This window comes from Phyllobacterium endophyticum (assembly GCF_003010935.1).
In the GTDB taxonomy this organism is placed as follows: Bacteria; Pseudomonadota; Alphaproteobacteria; order Rhizobiales; family Rhizobiaceae; genus Phyllobacterium; species Phyllobacterium endophyticum.
The window spans coordinates 618586-640813 of record NZ_PGGN01000003.1 but is presented as its reverse complement, the minus strand read 5'-3'; the positions used below and the strand labels follow the sequence as shown (position 1 = coordinate 640813).

The 22228-nt window shown below is 54.2% G+C and carries 15 protein-coding genes, 2 pseudogenes and 1 riboswitch; of the genes and pseudogenes, 8 read left to right on the top strand and 9 right to left on the bottom strand.

Features of this window, described 5'->3' with window-relative positions; all coding sequences use genetic code 11:
* Positions 1-137 precede the first annotated feature (137 nt).
* Positions 138-962 (bottom strand): helix-turn-helix domain-containing protein, encoded by an 825-nt coding sequence (locus tag CU100_RS17240; protein ID WP_106717794.1) that lies wholly within the window; start codon positions 960-962, stop codon positions 138-140.
* A gap of 169 nt (positions 963-1131) precedes the next feature.
* Here CU100_RS17240 and CU100_RS17235 point away from each other — a divergent pair, with 169 nt between their 5' ends.
* The 3 genes from CU100_RS17235 (at position 1132) to CU100_RS17225 (ending at position 5580) form a co-directional block, all read left to right on the top strand.
* Positions 1132-2934, top strand: coding sequence for a thiamine pyrophosphate-binding protein (locus tag CU100_RS17235; protein ID WP_106717793.1), 1803 nt, complete (start codon positions 1132-1134; stop codon positions 2932-2934).
* Positions 2935-3041: 107 nt separating this feature from the next.
* On the top strand, positions 3042-4346 hold the full coding sequence (gene hisD, locus CU100_RS17230; protein WP_106717792.1) for a histidinol dehydrogenase: 1305 nt from the start codon (positions 3042-3044) through the stop codon (positions 4344-4346).
* A gap of 172 nt (positions 4347-4518) precedes the next feature.
* Positions 4519-5580, top strand: coding sequence for a Gfo/Idh/MocA family protein (locus tag CU100_RS17225; protein ID WP_106717791.1), 1062 nt, complete (start codon positions 4519-4521; stop codon positions 5578-5580).
* 100 nt (positions 5581-5680) lie between these two features.
* Here the strand turns inward: CU100_RS17225 and CU100_RS17220 are convergent, their stop codons facing one another.
* The 6 genes from CU100_RS17220 to CU100_RS17195 form a co-directional block, all read right to left on the bottom strand.
* Positions 5681-6391, bottom strand: coding sequence for a hypothetical protein (locus CU100_RS17220; RefSeq protein WP_106717790.1), 711 nt, complete (start codon positions 6389-6391; stop codon positions 5681-5683).
* Between the two features lie 285 nt (positions 6392-6676).
* Positions 6677-8272, bottom strand: coding sequence for a GMC family oxidoreductase (locus tag CU100_RS17215; protein ID WP_106718029.1), 1596 nt, complete (start codon positions 8270-8272; stop codon positions 6677-6679).
* 108 nt (positions 8273-8380) lie between these two features.
* Positions 8381-9577: an ABC transporter substrate-binding protein gene (locus tag CU100_RS17210; RefSeq protein ID WP_170113873.1), complete on the bottom strand. Its 1197-nt coding sequence runs from the start codon at positions 9575-9577 to the stop codon at positions 8381-8383.
* A 91-nt stretch (positions 9578-9668) separates the two neighbouring features.
* On the bottom strand, positions 9669-10754 hold the full coding sequence (locus CU100_RS17205) for an ABC transporter ATP-binding protein (RefSeq protein WP_106717788.1): 1086 nt from the start codon (positions 10752-10754) through the stop codon (positions 9669-9671).
* 11 nt (positions 10755-10765) lie between these two features.
* On the bottom strand, positions 10766-11554 hold the full coding sequence (locus CU100_RS17200) for an ABC transporter permease (RefSeq protein ID WP_106717787.1): 789 nt from the start codon (positions 11552-11554) through the stop codon (positions 10766-10768).
* 1 nt (position 11555) lies between these two features.
* The gene (locus CU100_RS17195; protein WP_106717786.1) at positions 11556-12434 is read right to left on the bottom strand and encodes an ABC transporter permease; all 879 of its coding nucleotides are present in this window, start codon (positions 12432-12434) and stop codon (positions 11556-11558) included.
* A gap of 450 nt (positions 12435-12884) precedes the next feature.
* Here CU100_RS17195 and CU100_RS17190 point away from each other — a divergent pair, with 450 nt between their 5' ends.
* Positions 12885-14387, top strand: a complete 1503-nt coding sequence (locus CU100_RS17190; protein WP_106717785.1) for a GMC oxidoreductase — start codon at positions 12885-12887, stop codon at positions 14385-14387.
* 59 nt (positions 14388-14446) lie between these two features.
* Here CU100_RS17190 and CU100_RS17185 read toward each other — a convergent pair whose 3' ends face one another.
* Positions 14447-15337, bottom strand: a complete 891-nt coding sequence (locus CU100_RS17185; protein WP_106717784.1) for a sugar phosphate isomerase/epimerase family protein — start codon at positions 15335-15337, stop codon at positions 14447-14449.
* A gap of 290 nt (positions 15338-15627) precedes the next feature.
* Here CU100_RS17185 and CU100_RS17180 point away from each other — a divergent pair, with 290 nt between their 5' ends.
* Positions 15628-17214, top strand: coding sequence for a GMC family oxidoreductase (locus CU100_RS17180; RefSeq protein ID WP_106717783.1), 1587 nt, complete (start codon positions 15628-15630; stop codon positions 17212-17214).
* Between the two features lie 41 nt (positions 17215-17255).
* On the opposite strand, the gene CU100_RS17175 is transcribed toward CU100_RS17180, so the two are convergent.
* On the bottom strand, positions 17256-18032 hold the full coding sequence (locus CU100_RS17175; protein WP_106717782.1) for a DeoR/GlpR family DNA-binding transcription regulator: 777 nt from the start codon (positions 18030-18032) through the stop codon (positions 17256-17258).
* Between the two features lie 189 nt (positions 18033-18221).
* Here CU100_RS17175 and CU100_RS17170 point away from each other — a divergent pair, with 189 nt between their 5' ends.
* From CU100_RS17170 to CU100_RS27095, 3 genes and pseudogenes are all read left to right on the top strand, one after another.
* A complete protein-coding gene (locus CU100_RS17170) occupies positions 18222-19388 on the top strand; it encodes an MFS transporter (RefSeq protein ID WP_106717781.1) in 1167 nt (388 codons plus the stop codon).
* A 1554-nt stretch (positions 19389-20942) separates the two neighbouring features.
* Positions 20943-21030: riboswitch (glycine riboswitch) on the bottom strand.
* 228 nt (positions 21031-21258) lie between these two features.
* Positions 21259-21474, top strand: a pseudogene (locus CU100_RS17165) (NAD-binding protein); the annotation flags it as partial.
* A 344-nt stretch (positions 21475-21818) separates the two neighbouring features.
* Positions 21819-22170, top strand: a pseudogene (locus CU100_RS27095) (FAD-binding protein); the annotation flags it as partial.
* Positions 22171-22228 lie beyond the last annotated feature (58 nt).

The window sequence follows — 22228 nt, the reverse complement described above, 5'->3', positions numbered from 1 at the left end:
GCCTTCACGAGGGAAACGAAGATGATTCCACCGGGAATTCAAACTGCATGACAAAGTTTACTTCTTGGACGTAATGATAGCTTGTGAGCCATTGTAAGAAAAACGCCGGCACATCTGCGTGGGAGCAGTTCTTAGTCCTAGGAGATTTGTATCATATCGGTACCATTGCCCAAAAATTGCAAAGCCTCCCTCGGGATGGACGTATCCTGCGGACTTAGGACCGTCAATTTGGCCAGTTCGCCTCTTCCAATTAATCCCGGACCTCGATAGTGCAGGGCTACTTTGGTTGAGAATGGCTGCCGGAACATGGTCGCCGAAATACCACTGGCAATACCGAACATGAATTTTTTGGCACTTCTTTGGACTGGCGCAAATACCCCGAACGTCATCTCGTTCTTCTGCACGCCTTCGAAGTCGACAGTGAAAACACGCCCAGCAATTGAAAATACGAATCCGTGGTACTTGAAGACATAGTCGATCTTATTCGGCGAGTCATAGCTCGGGAACCGCTCAATGTAATAATGCTGGTAGAAGTCATTGTTCTTGTAGATGCAGAAAGACGATCTTAGTATCGACCCCTTATAAATCGACGAATATTGATAACGATCATAGATGCCAACGACGTCGGTATCATCGGATTTCGCTCCTATTATCGCTGCATCCATAAATTTCTGAAGCTCGGGCGACTTGCGCAGGCTGTCTACAATGTTAAAGAAATTTCCTTCCACTAACGTCTGGAACTCGACCGGGTCGGAAAACATTATTGCGACACTCAGGCCAAAGAAATTCGCGATAAGACGCATATTTTGCGGCGAGGGCAAATGCAGGCCGGAAAGATATTTGTTAAACTGTTGCCTGTTGAGGCCTATCTTTTTGCAGACCGTGGTGATCGAGCCACGCTGTTCGCACAGAAATCTCAGATTTGCTGCGAAGTCGGCAGCCCTGCCCTCGTTATAGTCCATGTTACTTCCCTCAAAATGAAGCAATAAGCTTCAATAAATGCATCAATTCGCTTCAATAATCAATGTGATGCGAAGTTGTGACACACGTGGTTTTGACCGACTATCCGTCCAGTCAAACAGTGGAAAACTTCCTTGCAGAATGCGGGGAGTCCAGCAAAGGGGAACTGCCATGAGATTGACCGGTGGTCAGATCGTCGCGAAGGCGCTGAAAGAATACGGTATCGAATATGTTGCAGGTGTGCCAGGTCACGGAATTTGGTCGCTGTTCGACGCCTTTCTTGCGGAAGGATCGGAGATACCGTTTATCCAGGTGATGCATGAACAAAGTGCCGTCCACATGGCCGACGGCTATTTCAGGGCGAGCGGAAAGCCAATGGCCTGCTCGACCTCGATTGGACCGGGAGCCACCAATACCATCATTGGGCTGGCGACCTGTTATACGGATTCAATTCCAACATTTTACGTGTCCGGCGGTCCGGCGACTCATATGAAGGGTCACGGCGTCATGCAAGAACTTGAGCGCCAGCAGGAAAACGCTTTCCCCCGGATTACCGAGCAGGTGACCAAACGTGCTTACAAGGCCGGCCGTGTCGATGAGCTGCCGTTCATCATGCACCGCGCGTTCAATACAATGCTTTCCGGTCGCCCCGGACCAGTCCATGTCGAAGTGCCGATGGATATACAGACGGAAGCTGCAGACGTCGTTATCCATCCCCTGCAGCACCGCATGGCCGTCGGCGTCGCCTATCCCGACCCCATTGCTGTTGAGAAGGCTGTTGCATTGCTGCTCTCGGCGCAACGTCCTGTGATCCTCGCGGGCGGCGGCGCCATCAGCGCGAACGCCTCACAGGCCTTGACCGCGCTGGCCGAGAAGATCGGAGCGGCAGTTTCCACAACCTGGAACGGCAAAGGCGCAATCTCCGAAGATCACATGCTGTCGATCGGCGCAATCGGTCAGACGGGCACCTCCTGCGGCAATAAAATCACCGCCAGCGCCGATGTCGTCATGTCCGTTGGCTGCCGCTTTACTGACTGGTCGGCGTCCAGCTATCGCAAGGGGGCCAGCATCTCGATCCCGCCTGGGAAGCTTATCCATATCGACCTAGACCACCATGAGATCGGCAAGAATTACGCCACGGAGGTTGGCATCGTTGCCGACGCGCGGGCCACTCTTGAAGCTATCCTGGCCATGATTTCAGATCAGCAAGCTGGCAAGGCCCTGAACAGCCGCGAAAGGTTCCTGTCGGACGTGCAGTGCGCCAAGGCCGAGTGGGAACAAATGCTCGCACCGCGCCGGGACTCCCATGAAGCGCCGTTCACATCCCAGCGACCCTTGGGCGCGTTACGCAAGGTCATGGACCGCGATGGCATCATTATTGCCGGATCTGGCAACACGCAGGGCGCAGTAAAGCAGACATTTCCAGTTTATGAGCCGCGGACGCATATCACATCGGGTTCCTTCTCGCCGATGGGCTGGGCCATACCGGCCGCGTTGGGCGCAAAGCTTGCCATGCCCGACCGGCAGGTGGTTGCGGTCGTCGGAGACGGAGATTTCATGATGTCACTGCCGGAAATGGGCACAGCGGTCATGAACGACATCCCTGCGGTGTTTCTCGTACAGAACAATCGCGGATACATGTCCATTCGCGGAGGGCAGCGGAAGTTTATGGGCAGGCACGTTGCCAGTGAGTTCAACTACCACAAGGGCAATGGTGAGCCATACACTGCCAATATTTCCGAAGTTGCCAAGAATTTCGGCATGCAGTCGTGGAAGGTCGAAGCCTCCGAACAACTTGAATCCACGCTCAAAGCGGCGCTCGATTGTGGCGCCCCAGCTCTCGTCGAAGTGACGACCTCACGCGACGCGGCAGGCCCGTTTGTGACTGGCTGGTGGGATTTCCCGTCGCCGGAATATTACGAAAAAGAGCAGGCGGCCTACGCCGAAGGCCGTGAACTAGAACAACATATGTAAGCGATGAGGCGGACCAAGCGCCGCCTGCCAGTCCGCTGCAAAGCAACTAAGCGCCGGATGGTTATCGGCGCTGCGGGATTTGCGCGGCGTCACAGAGGTTTTTTGAGATGATTAGACAGCTAAAATCAGCCTTGCCGGCGTCCGATATATCTCAGGATGCGCTCCTAACGAAAGCCGTTGAGAGCCTGTTGACGCAAGTCGAAAAGGGAGGCGATGAAGCTGTGCATGCGCTGTCAGTCAGATTTGACGGGCTGGACCGCCGATCCTACCGTTTGACCGACGCGGAGATCAAAAACTGCGTCGACAATCTCACACGCCAACAGCGAGCAGATATAGATTTTGCGCAAGACCAGGTCCGGAATTTCGCCCAAGCACAGAAAAATGCCTTACGGGATATAGAGGTCGAAACCCTCCCGGGGGTTGTTCTGGGCCACAAGAATGTGCCGATCGCTAACGTTGGATGTTATGTGCCAGGCGGGAAATATCCTCTCTTGGCCTCAGCCCACATGTCTGTGTTGACCGCTAAGGTTGCCGGTTGTGAACGGGTTATCACCTGTGCACCACCCTTCAACGGGGAAATTGCGCCGCTTATAGTCGCCGCTCAGCATTTGGCAGGTGCTGACGAAATCTACTGTCTGGGCGGTGTGCAGGCAATTGCTGCAATGGCGTTGGGCACGGAAACCATCGATGCGGTAGATATGCTGGCAGGTCCGGGCAATGCCTACGTCGCGGAAGCCAAGAGACTGCTCTTCGGCCGTGTGGGTATCGATCTGTTTGCAGGCCCCACCGAGACGCTCGTGATCGCCGACGAAACCGTAGATGGCGAGATCTGCGCAACCGATTTGCTGGGGCAAGCGGAACATGGCGTCAACTCTCCAGCTGTTCTCATCACCAATTCAGAGAAACTGGCACGTGATACATTGCGCGAAATCGACAGGCTACTTGAAATTCTTCCCACGAGAGAAATCGCCCGGAAGGCCTGGGAGGACTGCGGTGAGATAATTGTTTGCGACACTCTGGAGGAGATGGTCGAAGTTGCCGACCGTATCGCCTCTGAACATGTACAGGTCATGACACGGGATCCCCAATACTTTCTCGACAGAATGAAAAATTATGGGGCTCTCTTTCTGGGTCAGAGGACAACAGTCGCTTATGGCGACAAAGTGATCGGCACCAATCATACGCTTCCGACGAAGCGGGCAGCTCGTTATACCGGCGGACTCTGGGTCGGCAAATTCATCAAAACATGCACCTACCAGAAGATTGTGACTGATGAGGCCTCGGTCCTGATAGGAGAATATTGTTCGCGATTAAGCATCATGGAAGGATTTGCCGGCCACGCTGAACAAGCAAATATAAGGGTACGGCGCTACGGGCGCCGCAACGTGCCCTATGGCGGCGCGGTAGAATAAAGACGCAAGTGCATTTACGCGCTTTGCACCTTCCAAACTATGGCACGCGAGGGCCAGATGGTTTGCCAATTTTCACGGGCTCTTATGTGGCTTGTTGTCAAAATGTCTGACCTCTCGCAGCAGATTGCGGGGAAAGCCAGCTTGAACCAGGTGGTAGGGAAATAGACACGTCATGAAAATCGCCGACCCTCGGTCGACCGGTCCTCACAACTGGGTGATAGTTGGCGGAAAAAGCGATTTACGCAGAAAGATTGTGGAAGCCGTACGCAGTTCCGGGGGTGAGACCGCATGGGTGGTGAGCGGAACTGAGAAGCACGCGAGGCACTTCGCTGATTCAAACCGCATTCTTGGGGCCACCGCAAAGTTGCCCGAAGCGCTTTCAGACCCAAAGGTAAGCGCTGTGTATATCGCTTCCCATGATTCCGACCATATCAAAACTGCTCTCGTAGCTGCAAAATCCGGCAAGCACGTGCTGTGTGAAAGGCTATTGGCCCGCACCAGGGAGGTGCTTGAGATGATACGGACTTGTGAGCGGCACGGCGTGACATTTGGAGTAAACCATTTTCTGAGAGCCTCTCGGCTGCATCGCCGCATGCAGGAGATGATCGCACAAGGAGTCATCGGCGACGTTCGTTCAATCCTGATAGTCCACGTAAATGCATTGCCCGACAATTTTCGCCTTGACACGGCGCACGGCCGAGCAATCTCCGACCTTGCCGTTCAGGACATTGACCTGGCCCGGTTCTTACTCAAGCAGGAGCCACTGACGGTCGTAGGCGTCGGCTCGGCTTGCGCCGGCAGCGCCAGCTTGTTGCAGGATCAAGCAATGTACTCCATCGTGATGAGTGGAGGGGCCTTCCTGCAGGTGCATGAAAGTTTCGCCTCTCCGTTCGTACAAAGCCAAGTATTCGTTCTGGGTTCACTAGGCTATCTGCATGCCAGGGGCACTCTGAACCAGCACCCCAGCGGCAGTCTCACTTGTGTCACGACAGGCGAGGTCAAGACCATCCCGTCAGAAATCCTTGATCCCGACGCCGAAATGATCCAGAGCTTTCTCGGAGCGATTGGATCGAATTCGCGTCCGCTCGCAACGGGCTGGGATGGATTAGCAGCTATCATGGCAGCTGAAGCTGTCGCCGCAGCGATTGCATCAGGCAGAGCGGTCAACGTCGCAAGTGGTAGAGATGTTTGCCTGGCAGTTCCACCCGAAAACGGTCGAGCTGTAGACCGCTGACATCGCTTTTGCCGAGACCCAGTTTCGAATCTGGGAAACAGGATTGGACGGACCTCCTCGCATTTCCCGGGTTTTAGCCCAACATGATGGTCCGCCGGATCTAGCGCTGCGGATGCAACTCGATGGCAAGCCAAACGGCATCAGTATCAGCATAATAGCGGTGCCACGGGTATTCCCACTCATTGCTCCCGGCCACCCGACAAAATGGTTCGTGCGTGTAACCGGGGCTCATGACGATATCTTCATAGAGCGTTTCTTCCCTACGCTGCCAAAACTTTTGCATGCGGCCGACACCATGAATTTGGGTGTGCACTTCAAGAAAAGGGTGCTCGTTGTGAACGAAGCAATCGGTTGTGCCCGGTGCCCACCACAAGTTGAGCTTAAGTTCGAATCGTTGTTCCCGCTCGATAGAATGCCGTTCATTGGTAAACAGGTAAGGATCAGTAATAACATGGCCAATCGTGTCCTGCGGCGAGATATAAAGTGGCGTATCCCGCGGAAAGCTCCGTATCCTGTTACCGAACCAATCCCAACCACGGAACATGCATCCGCCAAGATTGGTCAGTTTCTTCATTTTCAAGATCGCGGCTCGTTCTGCATCAAGAATCGAAGCGCCCCTTAATGTGGTTGAGCGCCAGGCAGGAACGATCGACGTGACAGTTCCGCTTCCGCCAACATACATTGGTCGTGGCGATAGGTTGACAACAATGGCATCATCAACTTGAAACCCGCTAGGATTTTCCACAAGCTGGGCCATTATAAACTCATCGGCGAAATTCAAGTCGCGCGTTATGTTAGCTGCTGTTGGCATATTTAGTCTACGCTCCTGGATTTGTCACACATACGACCACTTAAATCCTTCCGGTTCAATTTCGCGCTGATGCAAAAGTAGGCGCGTTATTATGCTCTTTGAGCGTCTAACAGCGTCACTTGCCCCGAGCGTCTCGGAGCAGCAAACGGATCCCGTGTCGCAGCCGTTCGCGCATTAGCCCGATGCCTTGGTTGGCTCAAGCGTGTACCTAACGGGTTTTCGTGTAGGCCCGGCTTTCGCGAACAGCTATCACAGCCGCATTGGGAGCGGCTTCACTCTGCAAGTTTAGCGGTCATTGCGCCCAAAACGGATGAATTCCGCCGCCCGCTCTCCAATCATGATCGAGGGCGCATTGGTATTTCCAGATGGTAGGTTCGGCATTACAGAGGCGTCGGCAACCCGCAGCCCGGAAATGCCATGCACGCGCAACTTTGCGTCAACCACAGCCATCGTGTCAGAACCGATCCTGCAAGTGCCCGTGGGGTGCAATGCCCCTTGCGCTTGCTCCTTGACGTATTGGCGATAGTCATCATCGGTTTTCAGGACACGTCCGGGCAAATGCTCGCGCCGAATGTAAGAACTTAACGCCGGTCGGCTCATGATGTGTTGTCCGAGCCTCACGCCTTTTGCCATCGTGTCAAGATCATAAGGGTCTGACAGGTAGTTGGGAACGATCCGGGGCGGATCGAAGGGGTCCGACGATCGCAGGCCCAACCAACCTCGAGAACGGGGCCGCGTCTGGCAAGCGTTCAGGGTACAACCGTTACCGCTGTCTATGGGCTCGACACCCTCCTCAACGCCCGATCCGGCCAGAAAGGCGAACTGCATATCGGGCAGGGGATCATCGCGGTTGACGCGGCAGAATGCACCGCCTTCAATCACGTTGGAACACACAGGCCCCTTGCGGAAAAGTGCATACTGGAGTCCGGCCCAGGCTTTCCAACGCAATTTCTTGTATTTGTCATAGCCATGGCGACCGGTCAGTTCATACACCAAGTACACATCCATATGATCCTGAAGATTTTGACCAACGCCGGGCAGATCGTGGATGACCGGTACGCCGACCTTCTGGAGATGAGCAGCCGGACCTATGCCGGACAACATAAGCAGGCGGGGCGAATTGATAGCTCCTGCGCAAAGGATGACTTCGCGCTCGGCACGAATTGTCGCTCTCCGTCCATCCTTGATGTATTCCACACCGACGGCCCTGTTGTTCTCAACGACGATGCGGGTAACACGGCAGTTTGTTGATACTTCAAGATTGCCGCGCTTGCGGGCTGGTTTCAGGAAGCAGACGGCAGCGCTGGCCCTTCGTCCATTCCTTAGCGTCAGCTGATAGAGCCCGGATCCTGCTTGCTGGCCGGCGTTGAAATCGGTAACGAGAGGGATTTCCGCCTGCTGGCATGCTTGCAGCCAGACTTTCGTCAGCGGGCTGACATATTCCGGATTGGAGACGGACAGCGGCCCGCCAATGGCATGTGCCTCACCGAACAAAGTGTCATTGTCTTCAGAGCGCAAAAAGTAAGGTAGCACGTCTTTATATGACCAACCCTCGGCCCCTTGCTCGCTCCACCGGTCGTAATCGGACGGCACGCCTCGAATATACAGCATCGCATTGACCGAACTGCCGCCGCCGAGCACGCGCGCTTGGACCATGGTTGGCGCCGTGGCCTTGAGACTATCCACGCCCGGTTCCTGTTCGAAGCGCTGCAGCAAGTTTCCGGTCGCGGTCTTGTAGACCATGACAGGCAGATGAATGGCGATGTCGCGGTCTTCAGGTCCTTCCTCAAGCAGGAGAACGGAGTAGCCAGAATCTGCAGAAAGCCGGGACGCAATAACGCAACCGGCAGACCCGCCCCCTACGATAATGTAATCTGGCATCAGTATGTCCTGGTTTGATTTCATCCTCGACAAACCGAAGGCGGCAAGCTCGCCTGAAGCTTGCCGCCTTCGGTCGGGCGAAGGGAGGATGTCGCCCGGCCTAAATCCCTATCCGGCCTTGAATTCGTTCCAAGCCGCAACCCAGTCTGCATATGTCGCATGTTCGGCTGACTTTAGCGGTGGAATCCCAAGTAGAGGTGCCGCTTTGAAGATGCCATTCACGTCTGAATAATCAAACAGCGCCTTTGTCTCAGGTGGGAGCAATTCCACTGCTTTCGACGACACAACGCCAGCTGCGTTCCGGGTCACGACCTTTGCCTGGATCTCGGGTGAAATTGCCTCGTTTATGAACTTGTAAGAGGTCTCTTCATTGTCAACGGAAGGGGGCATGAACCAGGCGTCACACCAGGTCGTGGCACCTTCTTTTGGTATCGTGTATTCCGTTTTCAGACCTTGTTTGGCGGTTTCCACGGGAATGCCGGTCCAGCCTATCAACACTGCCACTACTTCTCCGGACACCATCAGCGATACGGCATCGCCATAGGTCAAGCTGATGACGCGGGCCTGATCTCGGTATTTGACAAGATTCTCGAACGTGCTTGCCATTTCGTCCTTCGTGAGGTGAGGGAACTTGCTCCCGAACCCTGCGAGGGTCGCCGCCAGGGGCCACGTGGCAAGCGTGTCATCGACAATCGCAATCTTTCCTTTGAATTCTGGCTTGAGCAAATCGGTATAAGACGCAGGTTTTTCCACTTTGTCCGGAGCGTATACCAAGGCATTCAGCCCCCAAGCATAAGGCACTCCGTGCAGCTTTCCGTCCCGATACCAAGTCGGCTTATCATAAAATACGTCGAACAGATTTTCTTTGCTGTAGTTTGGAATCTTAGCCTTATCCAGCGGCTTGGTTATTTTCAGCACATCGATGTAGAGGTCGGAATATCCTTGATTATACTCCGCCGCATCGAATGGCGGAGGATTGCCAGAACTGAACTTGCTGGTTACATCATCTTGGTTGCCTATGGCACTCACCTCGACATTGACGCCGTTCTTGGTGCGCCAGTCAGCGAGTTCATCGCTCAACTCCCAGCCCTCCCAGGCCATGATCTGGAGATCACCACCGGCAGCATGTGCGGATCCCGGCAAAAAGGGCCCCAATGCCACCCCACCTGCGAGCGCTGTCGCGCCGCCAAGAAATACGCGGCGGCTCAAATGAAGTTGAAGAATGTCTTCAGTCGACCAAATTTTCCTCATATCGGTTCCCCTTTGTTGATTGGTATGGAAGGAATTGTGAGCCTTTTTTGCCAAGGTACAATTTCGCATTGATTGGAAACTCGGCGCGAAAATATTCGCTTAGTGCGTCAGATTGCGCCAATAACAAAGGGTAGGCTCACCCGCTTCAGTCGCGCGGCAGCATCACGACATTGGACGCATCCCAAAAGATGGTCGCCTTGTCTCCAGGGGACGGAACGGATAACCTGCCGTCGCGCTGGACCTGCACGCGGACCTTGCTTTGATCGTTCAGTCGCACGGTATAGAACGACCGGCTCCCCATGAAGACAATGTCGTCGACCACGCATTCGGCCGACTGGGCATCAGGATTCTTATGCTGAAAGGTGAGCGACTCCGGCCTTATGGAAACGGCGATCTTCTCAGATGGTTTTTTTGTCAGTGTTTCTGAACTGTGAAATTGAATGCCCGAGGAGGTTCTGGCCGTGGTTCCGATGCCGTTGACAGCCGTGATTGTGGTCTCAAAAATATTGGTCTCGCCAAGGAACTTGGCAGCGAAAAGCGATTTCGGCTTCGCGTACATTTCGGTCGGGCGGTCAACCTGGACAACACGCCCCTTCTCCATCAACACAACGCGGTCGGACAGGATTAGCGCCTCGTCCTGATCGTGCGTCACATAGACGAAAGTTGCTCCTGTCTCGATGTGAATCCTCTTCATCTCCGCCAGCATATGCTGTCGTATCTTGAGATCGAGCGCGGCAAGGGGTTCGTCGAGAAGGAGGACCTTTGGGCCATTGACGAGGGCACGAGCCAAGGCCACGCGTTGGCATTGGCCGCCGCTGAGCTGATCGATGTAACGGTTGGCGAAACTTTCAAGCTGGACAATATGGAGCATGCGGTTGACCCGTTCGGTTCTTTCTTCTTTCGGCATGCCCTTGACCTTCAACCCGAATGCGACATTCTCGAACACATCAAGATGAGGGAAGAGCGCATAGCGCTGGAAAACCATATTGACGGGCCGCCGCTCCGGCGGAATGTTGGCGATATCAACGCCGCCGATCTGGATTGTCCCCGATGTGAGGTTTTCAAAACCGGCGATCAAGCGCATCAGCGTTGTCTTGCCGCATCCGCTCGGACCGAGAAGCGTCAGTATCTCCCCCTGGTTGATCGACAGATTTATATCGGCCAGAGCGGTGAAGCTGCCGAACATTTTCGTACCATTGCGAATTTCAATGATTGGGGCGATGGCAGCCATCATCAGTCTCCTTAAGATTCGATGCGCGCGGCAACGGCGGATCGCCTGCGAACGTGGCTGATCAACCATGCGCCGAGTAGGATGAGAATTGAGAAAAGCAGGGCGAGCGTTGAGATCGCATTGATCAGCGGGGTAACGGTGCGGCGCATCATTGACCAGATATACATCGGAAGGGTCGTCTCCGTTCCGGCAACAAAGGACGTCACCACGAACTCGTCGAAGGAAACGGCGAATGCCAGAATTGCGGAAGAAATGAGCGTTGGAGCGATCAATGGAAGTGTAACACGCCGGAAAGTCTGAAACTGGCTTGCGCCGAGGTCTCTTGACGCTTCTTCCAGTGAGGGGTCGAAAAGTGCGAGCCGCGCTTTCATCGCAACAATGAGAATGGGCAGAGCGATAACGACATGCGAGATTACAATGGTAAGTGTTGAAAGCTGCAGCCCCGCCTGGGCAAAAAGCACGAGCAGCGAAACGCCCACGAACAACCCTGGCAGGGCGATCGGCGTTACCGACACCGCCTCGATAAAACCGCGGCCAACCTTACCGAGACGCAACCATGCGAGCGATGCCGTGGTACCGATCAGAAGCGTCACAACAGAAGTGAGAAACGCAACGGTCAGGCTTTTCATAACCGCCGAGCCCAGTTGCGCATTATTGAATAGTTCCGCATACCAACGAAGGCTGAAACCCGCGAACGGAAATGACAGCGCCGGCGATGAGTGGAAGCTGAAAAGGACAATGACAATCAAAGGCGAAATGAGGAACGCCAGAACAGCCCAAACGAGGATCCGGAGCAACATTTCAAATCCCCTTTGGGTTTATCGTACGCCGTTTTACAATCAAACCGGTCGCCCGGCCGAGACTGACGAGAATGAAATAGAGCGCGATGGAAATGACGAACATTACAAAAGCCTGCGCGGCTCCCAAGGGCCAGTTGCCGGTTTTGCGAAACTGATCCGCAATGAGCAAGCCGGTTGTCTGACCTGATGATCCACCAAGCATTTGTGGGGTCACATAATCGCCTGCCACAAGAATGAATGTCAGCATGAACGCCCCCGCAAGCCCGTTGGCGGCATTCGGTGCGATAACGCGGAAGAATGCGCCAAGCGAGGATGTTCCGAGATCGCGCGCTGCGTCGATCAGATCCGGCTTGATCTCGCTCAATGACGATGTAACGAGAAGGATGCAAAATGGAAGATATATGTGGACCAGAGTTATGGTCACGGCGAAGGAACTGAACAGGAACGCATCGACGGGATGGTCAACGATGCCCAATTGTAAAAGCACCGCATTGAGGACCCCGTTAGTGCCCAGGAGTGTGCGCCACGCATAGATCCGCACGAGGTAACTTGAGAACCACGTGATCAAGATCAGGTAGAGCATCGTTTGGGAACGGCTCACGTAGACCAGATAGTAGCCAACCGGGACTGCCAGTACCAGCGAGATCGCTGCGGTAGTCAATCCTATCCGCACTGCGTTGATTGTAACTTTCCAGAAGACGGCTGAATGCAGCGAATCCAGATAGTTGGTAAATACAAAGTCTGGAACCACCCGATAGGATTCCGAACTCCAGAAGCTGTACGAAAACAGTATCAGGCTGGGCACGACAAAGAAGATGACCATATAGACGACCGTCGGCGCTGCGAGAATTGCTCCGATTTTTGTTCGTGAAAGATTCATCGATCCTAATGCCTTCATCAACGCGCCGCGAGAGCGCCTCAGTCACCCGAAAGAGTTTGAGCGGGCACTGAGAGGCGGAATATCATCGCGATCGCGGCCCGGCCGACGGCGGCCAAGTCCAGCCCAATCGCTCAATGCAGACCGGTTGTTCCCATTGCACGGCACTTGCAAGGAGGCTACCACCTCCATTTGTGCTCTCTTCTGGAGGGCATTTTTCACTCAATCCAAAAGGTACACAATTTCGCAAGATACAGTTAAATGAAGCGTTCTGACGCAGTTTGCGCGCCATCAGTCTGGAACAGCGTTTGAGATCGTTTGCCCATAAGGGTGCGTCAGAACGCTTCAGGAATGAGCTAGCTGCGCAATTGCATCTATTGGTGAATTTTCGGATTTTGTGACCCACATCCACGCTGTGGCCATTGAGGCACATTTCTAGAGGGCGGGTTTTCCATGAATCTTGATGCGGACATCGTAATCATCGGCTCGGGCATAGGCGGGGCAACGGCAGCGTCCGTGCTTGCCCCTACAGGGGCCAAGATCCTGATTCTAGAACGCGGAGAACGCCTTCAAGACACACCAGAAACCCGGGATGACCGCGCGATATTTCAAAGAGGGTTTTTCCGCACCAAGGAGTTGTGGCGTGACGGCAATGGTGAACCGTTCAGTCCTGGCAATTTCTACAACGTCGGAGGCAATTCGAAATTCTACGGGGCGATCCTTTATCGCTACCGGGCCGAAGACTTCACCGCCCGCGAGCACATGGAAGGATCTACTGCGGGCTGGCCGTTGAGTTATGAAGAGCTTGAACCCTGGTACGGCATGGCTGAGAAACTCTTTCGTGTGCGCGGCAAGTTGGGAGAGGATCCGACTGAGCCCTACCATTCCACCCCCTACGATTATCCGGCAGTGCCTGACGAACCATCTTTGGCAATTGCCAGAGAACGCTTGAAACGGCAAGGGATCCACGCGAGTTCATTGCCCATCGCCATAGACCACTCACAATGGCTCAAACGCGCGGCAACTCCATGGGATGGCTTCCCTGACACGTTCACGGGAAAAATTGATGCAGAGACGGGGCCGCTCAACCATGCGCTCAAACATGAGAACGTGAGGATTCTTACCGACAGTGAGGTCCTCACTCTAGAAACAGACGGCACCGGTAAATCCATTACCCATGCTGTGGTACGCCACCGGGGTGAAAAAATAAAAGTGAGAGCAGGCCGATTTGTCCTAGCAGCCGGCGCGGTCAACTCTGCCGCTCTCCTGTTACGCTCTGCAAGTTCAAAGCATGAAAAGGGTCTGGCTAACAGTTCCGACCAGGTTGGCCGGAACTTCATGAATCATAATTGCACTGCGATGATTACGATTGATCCAAGGCTCCGCAATACATCGGTCCATCAAAAGACGTTTGGATTTAACGATTTCTATCTTAAGGATCCGGTCACCGGCTTTCCGCTTGGTAACGTCCAACTGCTTGGGAAAATTTCCGGACCGATCTTCAAGGCAAACATGCCGCGCATGCCGGAGCTTTTCGCTGGCATGATCGCCAGATATTCCTTTGACTGGTATGTTATGAGCGAGGATCTGCCTAACCCGGAAAGTCGTGTTACCGTTGACGGCGACACGATCACGCTTGATTGGCAACGATCAAATATGCTTGGCCACCAGACCCTAGTAAAAAGAGTACGGGAAACATTCCGCGCGGCGGGCTTTCCAATTGTGCTGGCGCGGGCTTTTGATCGACGCACTCCGTCGCATCAATGCGGAACGGCCAAAATGGGCATCAACGGGGCTGACTCGGTGGTTGATCCATGGTGCGCCTCTCACGATATTGCCAATCTTCACATTATGGATGCCAGTGTGCTTCCGACCTCGGCCGCGGTGAATCCGGCTTTAACAATAGCTGCTCTCACGTTGCGTGCCGCCAATCACCTAAGCGCCAACTTGCGATAGTCTTGGCATGTCCATGAGGATCGTGCGCGTACAGGCGGCATTGCTGGGATCGGTGAGACTTATCGAACGCCCAAGACCAGATCATCCATGAGGGTCTTCAGTTGTGCGGCAACTCGAAAACTGTTGGCCTGTTGATCTTTTTTGGCGAAGAGCTCGCAGCTCCACCAGCCGGTGTATCCCGTGGATTTGACCGCATCGGTCCATTCTCTAAGATCGAGAACGCCCTTCCCGGTGGATACGTTGCGCAAGACTTCCTCGTTGGGCACCCCTCCCTCAAAGGGCAGGGAGTCACAGATGTGGACACCAAAGATGACTTCCTTGTTTAACTTTGCGATAGCCTCTGGCCCGTCCCCCGAGGCGTAATAGTGCCAATAGTCTATCACCAGCTTGACATTGTCGCGTTCGGCACTGTCGAGAACCGCCAATTGCTTCGCGACGGTGTTAAGAGGCGTCCACGCCAAGGCTTCAAAATAAAGAAGGAGATCATAATTTTTGGCAATATCAGCAAGTTTCGCCAAGTTTTTCGCTGTCAACGCAATCTGTTCTTGCTCGCAAGTGCCGAGCAACCCGGCGTAAAAGCGCGAGCTTCTCTTTTCTTTGAAGTCCAGAACAGCCTGGACGTTGATTGGGCCGGTCAATACCTGGACGCCCTTTGCCCCGACGAGTTTGGCCAGATGAAACAACTGCTCAGCTTCTTTCAAAAGCGGTACTTCATCGATCCCTTGTCTCTCAAGGTCGGTGATGAAACCGATTGCGGGAACCTGTATGTTTTGCAGGAGTCCCTGCAACTCTGCTTCAGAATATCCGGCATCCAGATAGTTCACCAGCTTATTGCTAGTGACTTCAATCCCATCGAAGCCAGCCGCGTTGGCGAACTCAATGTCCATAGCAAGGGCCGAATACTTCGTTACGGTCGAATGCAGCAACAGCCTGTTGGCATTGGTCCCCATAAGAGTTCTCCCATTCAATTCTTGATCCCCGACCTGGCTTGCTCAGCCATATGCTTGAGAACCGAAAATGTACCAAAGCAAGCGCCCGGTTAAGCGTATAAGAAGATCACCGGAACGCTCCCGGCACCATTGCGCACGTGACTTATATCTGACGCATCTTGGTCGAATATGTGCGTCTGTTTGCATCATGATATGATGGTTCGCGAAATTGCTAAGCTGGCGAAGAAAGGGAGAATAAAAAGCGGGCGGCGGGTGAAAACCAGTCAGAGAAGGGTGCGGGAGCGATCTTAATGGTAGACTACATAATTGTTGGGGGAGGCTCTACCGGATGCGTTGTCGCATCGCGTCTCTCAGAAGATCCCAACGTCTCGGTCGTGCTGCTGGAAGAAGGCCCGCGCGATATAAATCCGTACATTCATATTCCCGGTGCTTACTATAAGACGGCACAGGGACCACTGTTGAAGCGGATTCCGTGGCGAGCCACGGACGACAGTCGCAAAGACGAGAATCCAACGATGGTCCAAGCTAGCGTGCTTGGGGGCGGAAGCTCGGTCAATGCCATGATCTACATACGAGGTGTCCCTTCCGACTACGAACGATGGGAGAAACTGGGCGCGGAAGGTTGGGGATACGATGAGGTGCTGCCATACTTTCTTCGGGCCGAGGATAACAACCGTTTCTCCAATGCTGTTCATGCCACCGGCGGTTATCTCGGCGTGTCGGATATCGAGCAAATTCATCCGCTGACAAGGGCGTGGTTACATGCTTGCCAACAAGCGGGACTGCCCTATAACCCGGATTTCAACTCTGGTGATCAAACTGGTTGTGGTCTGTACCAGATCACCGCTCGCGATGGCAGGCGCAGCAGCTCTTCCGTCGCCTATCTTGGCCCAGCGCGCAAACGGAAAAACCTGTCCGTCATGACCGGCGCAAGGGTAACGCGTATCATTGTCGAAAACGGTACAGCCACCGGTGTTGAATATATAAAGTCTGGGCGAACGCATGTCTTGCCAGCTGAACGGGAGGTCATTCTTTCGGCGGGAGCCATCAACTCGCCGAAACTGTTGATGTTGTCAGGCATTGGACCCGCGAGGCATCTTGAAGGTCTTGGGATAAAGACGAAGGTAGACTTACCGGGAGTGGGGCAAAATCTGCAGGATCACATCGAGATCTCATTCGTATACCAGCTTAACGGACCCCACAGTTATGACAAGTACAAGAAACTTCATTGGAAAATGGCAGCAGGCCTCAACTATTTACTTTTCAAGGGCGGACCGGCCGCGTCTAACTTGATCGAGGGAGGGGCTTTTTGGTGGGGAAACAAAAGCGAGGCCATTCCGGACATCCAATATTTTTTGGTTGTCGGTGCGGGTATCGAGGAGGGCGTGGATGCGGTACCTGGGGGGAATGGATGCACCATCAATCTGGGGCAGATACGCCCGCGATCGAGAGGTTACGTGCAGCTAAACAGTGCTGATCCGGCTGAGGTACCTCTGGTGGCCCCCAACTATTTCAGTGATCCGTATGATCTTGAGGCCGTGGTCGATGGAGCGTTGTTCGCCATGGAGATTATGGATCAGCCAGCGATACAACGGTACCTGTCGCGCCGACACGTTCCTGGCGGGCATATGCTCAGCCGCGACGCAATGCGGGAATTCTGCAGAAGCCAAGCCCATGCGGCGCTGCATCCCGCCGGCACGTGCCGTGCGGGAACCGATGGTTTTGCCGTTGTCGATCCCGGTTTGAAAGTGAGGGGAACCAGTGGGTTGCGTGTCGCTGACGCTTCAATTATGCCAACGCTGATTTCCGGAAATCCCAACGCTGTCTGTATCATGATTGGCGAGAAGGTCGCTGATCTCATCAAGCAAGCGACGTGACTTGTCGGGCCTAAAAAAATTCAGCTGAGCAGATGATGGAACTATGCCCTTTCGACGACGACCACCTCTACACCTTCATCCCGTATGCGTTGCACGATCGATTCGTCCGCCCCGTCATCCGTGAAAAGGGTGGTTATCATTGAGACCGGACCGATTGCGAAATTTGCCTGTTTGAACAGCTTGTCAGAGGTGGCCAGAACGATGATTTCGGTACAGGCGGCGCCCATCGCGGTTTTCAGGTACGCATCGTCATAGCTTTCTGCCCGCAAGACCAGATCTGCATCGATGGCGCAGGCACCCAAAACGCAGACATCAAATCTTGACGACTGGATGACGGCCAGTGCGGATGCTCCTACCGTGCTGCGCGTTGAAGGGTTTAAGGTCCCACCGATCAAGATAACTTCCCCGTTATCGCGATCCAAGGCTGCCGAGGCGATCTCAGGTGTTCCGGTCATGATGGAAACTTCCAAGCCATTGGGCATCGCCCTGACAAATTCCAGCACAGTTGTGCTGGAATCTAGAAGCATCGTGCTTTTGTCAGGTATTCTGCTGGCTGCGGCAGTCGCAAGCAATTTCCTCTCAGGCATCTTTTCATCAGCGCGCTGCTGAAAATTTCGGCGGCCAGAGCTCATACGCGTGGCCCCGCCGTGAAAACGTTTTACCAGGCCGAGGTCCGCCAATTCCCTAAGATCTCTGCGGATGGAATCTTCAGATACGCCAAATTGGGCGGCGGCGACATTTGCCAGGACACGGCCTGAATCGCCAATCTGCTTAAGGATAATTTCTTTGCGTTCGTCTGGGGAAAGATCTTTCTTCATTGTGAGGATTCCTGTTCGGCGCTGCACAAAGCCAATACCCAATGCCTGTTTATGCCTAAATAGTAAAGAAAATATGCCGAAGTCGGCAATAACGTGATTGCAACTCTTTCCCGGTGAAGTTAGTTTGCTGCAATATTCGAATTTGGCGTCTCCAGGCCGACTTGGACATTACCCGCATTGGAACCGATCATGCTGAACAGCGCATTACAGTCGCGCACGGGCGTTTTCGCCTTCTTCCTGGCTGCCGGTATCGGTATCGGTTCTTGGGCTGCGAGCATACCCTCTATAAGCCAGCAACTCAGTCTCACCAAAGGTGAACTCGGCATGACATTGCTGTGTTTCGCCTTCGGGGCAATCTTAATGATGCTGCGGGTCGGCACAATTATTCCGGTCCTGGGGGCGAACAAGATTTCATTCGCTGGAGCCCTGGTATTTGCTGCTGGCCTGGGGGCAATTCCTCACATGCCCGACGCGATCAGTTTGGGAGCAATAGTCCTGATAGCCGGTGCCGCCTTCGGAGCTCTGGATGTTGCAATGAACACGGAAGCTGCCGCACTGGAAAGCAGACTGGCCAAGTCGTCAATGTCTTCATTTCATGCGCTGTTCAGTGTCGGAAATCTGGCGGGGGCGGGGATATGCGGAATGCTGCTGCGCCAAGATTACAACATCGCCAGCTGCCTCGGAACAGCGGGCATATGTGTCGGCGCGTTGGTTGTATTTGCCTACCGGCGCAGCCCATCCGACCCCCAGTCTTTCCAAGCACGCAAGGTTGGAAGCAGCACCCGCACATCCTACAACAGCGCTGAAAACAGGCGCCTCCTTCTGCTCGGGGGCATTGCCTTCCTTGCACTCTTTGCCGAAGGGGCCTTGTGCGACTGGATTGCTATTTACCTCGTTGATATTCTGCACACGACGGAGAGTACCGCTGCATTTGGTTTTGCCACCTTCGCCGGAGCGATGGCATTGGGCCGGTCGATAGGAGACTACTGCAACAACCGGCTTGGCTCGATCCGGGTGTTCCGCGGCGGAGCGCTCATTGTTGCAGTGTCGGTCAGTTGCACATTGTCTACTGGCAATCTGGCATTGGTTTTTCTTGCACTTTTTTTTGCAGGACTAGGCATTTCAAATTTGGTTCCACGTATCTTTTCATCGGCCGGGCGCTCGCAGAGTATTCCCTCAAGCGTGGCGATGTCCCGGGTTGCGACTATGGGATATGCCGGATTATTGCTGGGGCCCCCCTTTATCGGATTTATCGCACAATCCACATCGCTCGTAACAAGCTTCGTTTTCATCGCCGTGGCGATGATAACGGTTGCGTCAGGCAGCCGTCTTACTGACTGGTCGAAACAGATATGAACCCGATCACCAAACTTATGAGTGAGCTTCCGGCTATTGAATTTATTCCGCTTGGTAGATGCAGCACCAGCGGAAACGCTTTTCGGGTTTCGCCTGAAACTGGCCATGGAGAGCAAACTGAAGCCGGCTACCGCTTCGATCCAGTGACAGCGGCAGACGGGAGGCCGAGCGCGCAATCCGCGAACGCATTTCCAGCGAATTTCCTGGTCATGCAATCTTGCTGAGGAGTTTGGATCAAATGCTGACGGTCCAATAAAATGGGTTATTGATCCTGTCGCTGGCACCCTTTCATATGGGCGACACCCCGGTCTGAAGTACTCTTATCGGTCTGACTGTTGATGGCGTAACGCGGCTTTGAATAAGGCGGAAACCCCTACAAGCGGGGAAACGTTTTGGCGCACGCGAGCGCCTTTTGGACGGACAGTCCTGCCTGAAGGCATCCTCTGAGATCGAGCACAACCGAAACGCAATCGGATGCTATTTGATACGTGAACTCGCCAGAATGACCCGCTATGGGGGTGAATATGCTTGCAACTGGCAAAGAGATCCATGTGTGGAGACCGGAATTCAACCGTGTGACATCTGGTGTTGATACCCATCATCGAAATTCTGGCGGGCTTGTGACCACCACTACGGGGGGCGGGCAGAACAGGGCGGCGATATTCTGATCGCAGCAAATCGCTTTCTGCATGAAGCCTGAAAAATGAACACTTCCAGGCCGGGCTGTATATCCGGTGTCGTTGGTTCCAGGGCGCTGACCCGCCTATGCGAGCCGACATTCTTCTCCACAACAGACGTTCGGGAATCGCGTAGCTCAAAGATACCCTAGCAAATTGGCATCGCCTCAATCGTAGGAAAGCAGGATCGTTCTAGAACGCCAAGCACTATTGGCCTGAGAACAGCGCACGAAACGCGTTTTGCTTGGTAACGGATACAACGTATGCCGTATTGTCCGCGCTTTGAACAAATCCCAGCAGGGTGCTCCGGGTCATGTGATTACACGCAGCGAAGACTACGATAGTGGCCAGGATGGTATTGAAACAAGTTTGCCGTGAAACTGCCATTTTTCTCACCTGATTGCGAAACTCTTCAACCTTATATTCTTTCGGCGAATTTGGCGAGGTTTGTCGCCAAGGTTTCGACTTGACCTGCTTCTTGGCTTTGGCGCAATTCTGTTGCAACGGCGCTGTCAATCAAAAGCCAAGGCTCGACTGGACTGGTTCGTCGGCGCCTCGCAATTTGCCTGGTTCAAGGCTGCAGCGAGATCGTCGAGTGTAGTTGGGCGACGCGTCCCAAAGCGGCGCAGGCGATGCAGTTTCCATGGCTGGATAATGATGACGGTCTATAACAGGTCACCTGTGTCCCCGCGGCAACAGGGCCTATGCGCTTGTAGCGCCGCCAAAACGACAATGTAAGACATTAAAACTCTCCAACAAGGCAATGGTCGGGTCGTCCGCCAGTCCTCGTCCGCATCTGTCCTGTTACCTGCAAGATTCTTGCTCCTGCAGGGAAGGTCCCTTCGGTGAACGCACCCGGCGCTGCTCTCCAGATCATTTAGCTTTGACAGTGCTTTGCCTGAGCATTTCTTGGGGAGTGCTCCGTCGGCGCACCAGGATCGTGGTGTCTCTCCTGTCCAAGCTTGTGAACGCCTTCATGGTTGTCGTGGAACATTGCGCAAGGCAAGGGCCACTCCAAGCAAAACCCGGCTTCATCCTGTACTCCGGTACGTTGGACTTTGGTTATGTTACCGCTACGCTCCAGCAACTGCGGGTTTCGAAAAAAGCAGGTTCATGCGCAACGCGTGGTAAAAAAAGTCCGGTGCCCTGTAGTTTGCCCGGACAAGCATGCGAAAAATAGTTCACGCTGAGCTGTCAAAGACAGTTTCGCGCCCGGGTTCAGAATCGAGCTCCACCAGAAGGACTTGAACAACGCCTTGGACGCTGCACGCAAACTGAAATCGTTTTTGCCCGCGACAGCCCTGGCGCAGCAGCTCTTTTCAGCGTGCAGTGCGGGGGGAGGGTCAGCGCTCGACCATTCAGCAGTTGTCAGGGTTCACCGGATGCTGGGTGACAAGGTTCCGACATAATCTTTCATCAACATAGTTCGACGGAACTTGAAGCGCCCCGGATTTCTGGCTGGCGAAGAGACAACGTGTAGCATACAAATCTGGACAGCAAATCGATCTTGCCGGACCTTGCTCAAACCGCATCGATGCTGCAACCGCTGATGGTAGCTTCGAAGGCAGCCTTCCACAGAACCGCGCGGTCGGACCATTGTTCCAGGGGGCAGGAACAGCCGGGCCGTGATCGCCGCCACGTTTGAACGAAGTAGGGATCATCCTGTGACCGGCTGGTTATCCCTGGTTGCAAAGCCCCTATACGTTTCGTCGAGGTTGTGAAGTGCGCCGGTGGCTGACAAGAAGAGCTTTGCCGCTACGCACTGACCTTGGCGAAGATCATCATCTCGCGCTGCCTGCGCTGGGCTCTGGAAAAACTCCTCGAAGTCATCCTGCCTGTGGCCGACAGCTGGTCGACATCGCGAGCCGCCGTCGATGCCTGCTATGCGCTCAGCGGCTGGCAGCTTGGCCGGACTGGAAGGTCGCCGCCCCGCAGCTCTACATCGCCTGCGGCATTCAGGCGCTGTCCAGCATCTTGCCGGCAAGCGTTCAAAAGTGATCGTCCGCTGTCAACAAGGAGAAGAGGCGCCGACCTTCCAGATCACCGACTACCGCCTCGTTGGCGATCTCTTCGAACGACTGCCGGAGTTCACGGATGCCTTATGACGCAAGAGCGCCAATGATCCATTGCCACGATGAGAATTGACCGGGCGCTTTGACGGCT

Excerpts from the sequence above, each read along its gene's own strand:
- CU100_RS17170 (WP_106717781.1), top strand. The coding sequence starts at position 18,222 with ATGCTGAACAGCGCATTACAGTCGCGCACGGGCGTTTTCGCCTTCTTC.
- CU100_RS17190 (WP_106717785.1), top strand. The coding sequence starts at position 12,885 with ATGAATCTTGATGCGGACATCGTAATCATCGGCTCGGGCATAGGCGGG.
- CU100_RS17180 (WP_106717783.1), top strand. The coding sequence starts at position 15,628 with ATGGTAGACTACATAATTGTTGGGGGAGGCTCTACCGGATGCGTTGTC.
- hisD (WP_106717792.1), top strand. The coding sequence starts at position 3,042 with ATGATTAGACAGCTAAAATCAGCCTTGCCGGCGTCCGATATATCTCAG.
- CU100_RS17185 (WP_106717784.1), bottom strand. The coding sequence starts at position 15,337 with ATGGGGACCAATGCCAACAGGCTGTTGCTGCATTCGACCGTAACGAAG.
- CU100_RS17200 (WP_106717787.1), bottom strand. The coding sequence starts at position 11,554 with ATGTTGCTCCGGATCCTCGTTTGGGCTGTTCTGGCGTTCCTCATTTCG.
- CU100_RS17235 (WP_106717793.1), top strand. The coding sequence starts at position 1,132 with ATGAGATTGACCGGTGGTCAGATCGTCGCGAAGGCGCTGAAAGAATAC.
- CU100_RS17195 (WP_106717786.1), bottom strand. The coding sequence starts at position 12,434 with ATGAATCTTTCACGAACAAAAATCGGAGCAATTCTCGCAGCGCCGACG.
- CU100_RS17215 (WP_106718029.1), bottom strand. The coding sequence starts at position 8,272 with ATGCCAGATTACATTATCGTAGGGGGCGGGTCTGCCGGTTGCGTTATT.
- CU100_RS17205 (WP_106717788.1), bottom strand. The coding sequence starts at position 10,754 with ATGGCTGCCATCGCCCCAATCATTGAAATTCGCAATGGTACGAAAATG.
- CU100_RS17240 (WP_106717794.1), bottom strand. The coding sequence starts at position 962 with ATGGACTATAACGAGGGCAGGGCTGCCGACTTCGCAGCAAATCTGAGA.
- CU100_RS17225 (WP_106717791.1), top strand. The coding sequence starts at position 4,519 with ATGAAAATCGCCGACCCTCGGTCGACCGGTCCTCACAACTGGGTGATA.
- CU100_RS17220 (WP_106717790.1), bottom strand. The coding sequence starts at position 6,391 with ATGCCAACAGCAGCTAACATAACGCGCGACTTGAATTTCGCCGATGAG.
- CU100_RS17175 (WP_106717782.1), bottom strand. The coding sequence starts at position 18,032 with ATGAAGAAAGATCTTTCCCCAGACGAACGCAAAGAAATTATCCTTAAG.